Genomic DNA, 3144 nt, shown 5'->3' with positions numbered 1-3144 from the left:
GGCCTGGCCGCGGCCGCGCCGGCGCTGCGCCTGGCGCGTGCCGTCGGCCACCGCATCGGCGCGGGGAATGCGGCATGGGTCGCCGCCGTGCAGGTTGCGCCCGGTGGGCAGGCTGCTCGGGGTGCGCAGCAGGTCGCCGCCCGGCGCCGGGCGCAGGAAGCGGCCATCGAGCGCGCGCAGGATGCCGGCGGTCTCGTGGTCCTGCGCCATCAGGGCGTCGGCCGTCGCGAGTTCGCGCAGCAGCTCGATCGGCGCCGCGGCATCGCCGGCGGCGATGTGCACCTGCTCGGCCGTGCGGCCGGCCACGATCGCCTCCACCTGCTCGCGCGGCGGGCGCTGGCCGTGCGAGGCCTCGGCCAGCGACAGCAGCAGGTCGGTGCGCTGCGCGGGCGTCGGCGCGCGGCCGACCACGTGCAGGCCGTAGGGGATCAGCGTGTACTCGAGTTCGAGCACCGCCTCGGCGAGCCTGACGATGCGCACCTCGGCCGCTTCGCCCCAGGCCGGCGTGGCGGCGGCCAGTTCGAGCTCGGCAGCTTGAGACTGGATCATCGCGGCCAGTTCCTCGCGTTCGGCCTGTGCCTCGGGCTCGAGGCTGCGGAAGCGGTCGATCTCGCCCTTCAGGTCCATCAGCCCCTGGTACAGGCCGGCCTGGGCCACCGGCGGCGTCAGGTAGCTGATCAGCGTGGCCGCGGCGCGGCGCTTGGCGATCGTGCCTTCGCTGGGGTTGTTGGAGGCGTAGAGGTAGAGGTTGGGCAGGTCTCCGATCAGGCGGTCGGGCCAGCACATCGCCGTCAGGCCCGACTGCTTGCCGGGCATGAACTCCAGTGCGCCGTGGGTGCCGAAGTGCAGCACGGCGTCGGCGGCGAAGTCCTCACGCAGCCAGCGGTAGAAGGCCGAGAAGGCATGTGTCGGCGCGAAGCCGCGCTCGAACAGCAGCCGCATCGGGTCGCCCTCGTAGCCGAAGGCCGGCTGGATGCCGACGAACACATTGCCGAAGCGCTCGCCGAGCACGAAGATGGAACTGCCGTCGCTCTGCTGGCGCCCGGGTGCCGGGCCCCACTGCGACTCGATCTCGCGCAGGTGGCGCTCGCGCTTGACGTGGTCGGCCGCCGGGATGCGGGCGAACACGTTGGCCTGCGCGCCGAAGCGCGACGCGTTGCCTTCGATCAGGCGGGCGCGCAGCTCGTCGACCGTGGCCGGCACGTCGAGGGTGTAGCCCTCGCGCTGCATCGCCTTCATGGTGTTGTGCAGCGACTCGAACACCGACAGGAAGGCCGCCGTGCCGGTGTTGCCCGCGTTCGGCGGGAAGTTGAACAGCACCATCGCGACCTTGCGCTGCGCGCGTTCGCTGCGGCGCAGGTCGACCAGCTTGCCCACCCGCGCGGCCAGCATGTCGGCGCGCTCGATGCAGCTACGCATGTCGTGCTCGCCGCCGCCGGCTTCGCGCGCGGCATCGAACCTGCAGCCGTGCGAGCAGCCGCTGCACTGCACCTGGGCCGCGCTGCCGCGCCCGCCGAACACCATCGAGCCGGTGGCGCCGTCGAGCTCGGGAATGGCGACCATCATCGTCGCCTCCACCGGCAGCAGGCCTCGCTGCGAGGCGCCCCACTGGTCCAGCGTCTGGAATTCGACCGGGTTGACCGAGAGGTAGGGCACGTCGAGCTTGGCAAGCACTTCCTCGGCGGCGTGTGCGTCGTTGTAGGCCGGGCCGCCGACCAGCGAGAAGCCGGTCAGCGAGACCAGCGCGTCGATCGTCGGGCGCCCGTCCTTGACGAAGAAGGCATCCACTGCGGGCCGCGCATCCAGCCCGGTGGCGAAGGCCGGCACCACGCGCAGGCCGCGTGCTTCCAGCGCCGTGATCACGCCGTCGTAGTGGGCGGTGTTGCCGGCCAGCAGGTAGGAGCGCAGCAGCAGCAGGCCCACCGTGCCGCGCTTGCCGGTGGTGGCCACGCGCGGCAGTTCGGTGACCTCCGCCGACAGGCGATTGCGGATCTGCGGGTGGTAGACACCGAGCTCGGGGTAATCCACCGGCTCGTGGGTCTTGAACAGGCCGCGCAGGCCCTGGCGCGCGCCGGCCGCGTAGCGGTCGACCAGGAAGTGCACCAGGTGCGCGACGTTGTCTTCCGAGCCCGCCAGCCAGTACTGCAAGGTCAGGAAGTAGGCCCGCACGTCCTGCGCGGTGCCTGGGATGAAGCGCAGGATCTTCGGCAGCCGGCGCAGCATCTTCATCTGCTGCGCGCCGGCAGTGGTCTTCACGCCCTGTTCGTTGGAAGCGTGCGAACTCTTGCCGCGCAGACGCTTGAGGAAGGCCATCGCGCCGCTGGCCGGTGCGCCCATGTCGAACTTGCCCATGCGGGTGAGCTTCATCACCTCGGCGGCCGACATCGCGCAGACCATCGCGTCGCACTGATCGCGGCGCGCCTTCAGCGCCGGCAGCACGGGCAGGAAGTGGTCTTCCATGAAGAGCATCGTCACGATGACGATGTCGCCGCTGGCGATGTCGGTGCGGCAGCGCGACAGCGCCGCCTCGTCGTCACCCCATTCGGCGGCGGCGTGCACCGACAGGCGCAGGCCCGGCATCTTCCTGCGCAGCGTGCGGTGGGCGCGCGCGGCCGCGCTGGCCAGATGGCTGTCCATCGTGACCAGCACGACGTGCATGGGCAGCGCCGCAGCGCCTTCAGCGGCTGAAGTGGGCTTTGGCATCGTAGAGGGTCTCGACGGTGATCACCGGCACGCCGCGGTCCTGCGCGAAGCGTTCGGTGTTGCGGCGCGCCTTGCCACGCACGAAGAAGGGGATCTTGCGCAGCTCTTGCTCGGCATCGGGCGACCAGCTGGTCACGGTGGCGCCGGGCTCGAGAGTCAAGGCAGCGGCCGGTGCGGCCGCGGCGCTCGCTGCAGCCGCCGGCTGGGCTTCGGGCCTCACGGCGGCCAAGCCCAGGTGCGAGGCCGCCGCGCCTTCGTGGAATTCGAAGTCCTGGCGGAACATCGTCAGCAGGTGTTCCTCCAGGCCCATCATCAGCGGGTGCACCCAGGTGTCGAACAGCACGTTCGCGCCCTCGAAGCCCATCTGCGGCGAGTAGCGCGCCGGGAAGTCCTGCACGTGCACGGGCGCCAGATCACCGCGCAGGGCACGCCCAGGCGCTT

1 protein-coding gene and 1 pseudogene are annotated in these 3144 nt (G+C 71.3%); both read right to left on the bottom strand.

Going from position 1 to position 3144, the window contains the following annotated elements:
* The coding region (locus AB7U92_RS24625) for a magnesium chelatase subunit H (protein WP_428583093.1) at positions 1 to 2658 on the bottom strand (2658 nt) is incomplete at its 3' end.
* Between the two features lie 19 nt (positions 2659 to 2677).
* Positions 2678 to 3144 (bottom strand): annotated as a pseudogene (locus AB7U92_RS24620) (ferredoxin:protochlorophyllide reductase (ATP-dependent) subunit B); the annotation flags it as partial.

It is taken from the genome of Piscinibacter sp. (genome assembly GCF_050175855.1).
Classification (GTDB): domain Bacteria; phylum Pseudomonadota; class Gammaproteobacteria; order Burkholderiales; family Burkholderiaceae_C; genus Piscinibacter.
This window is presented reverse-complemented; position numbering and strand designations above follow the sequence as displayed.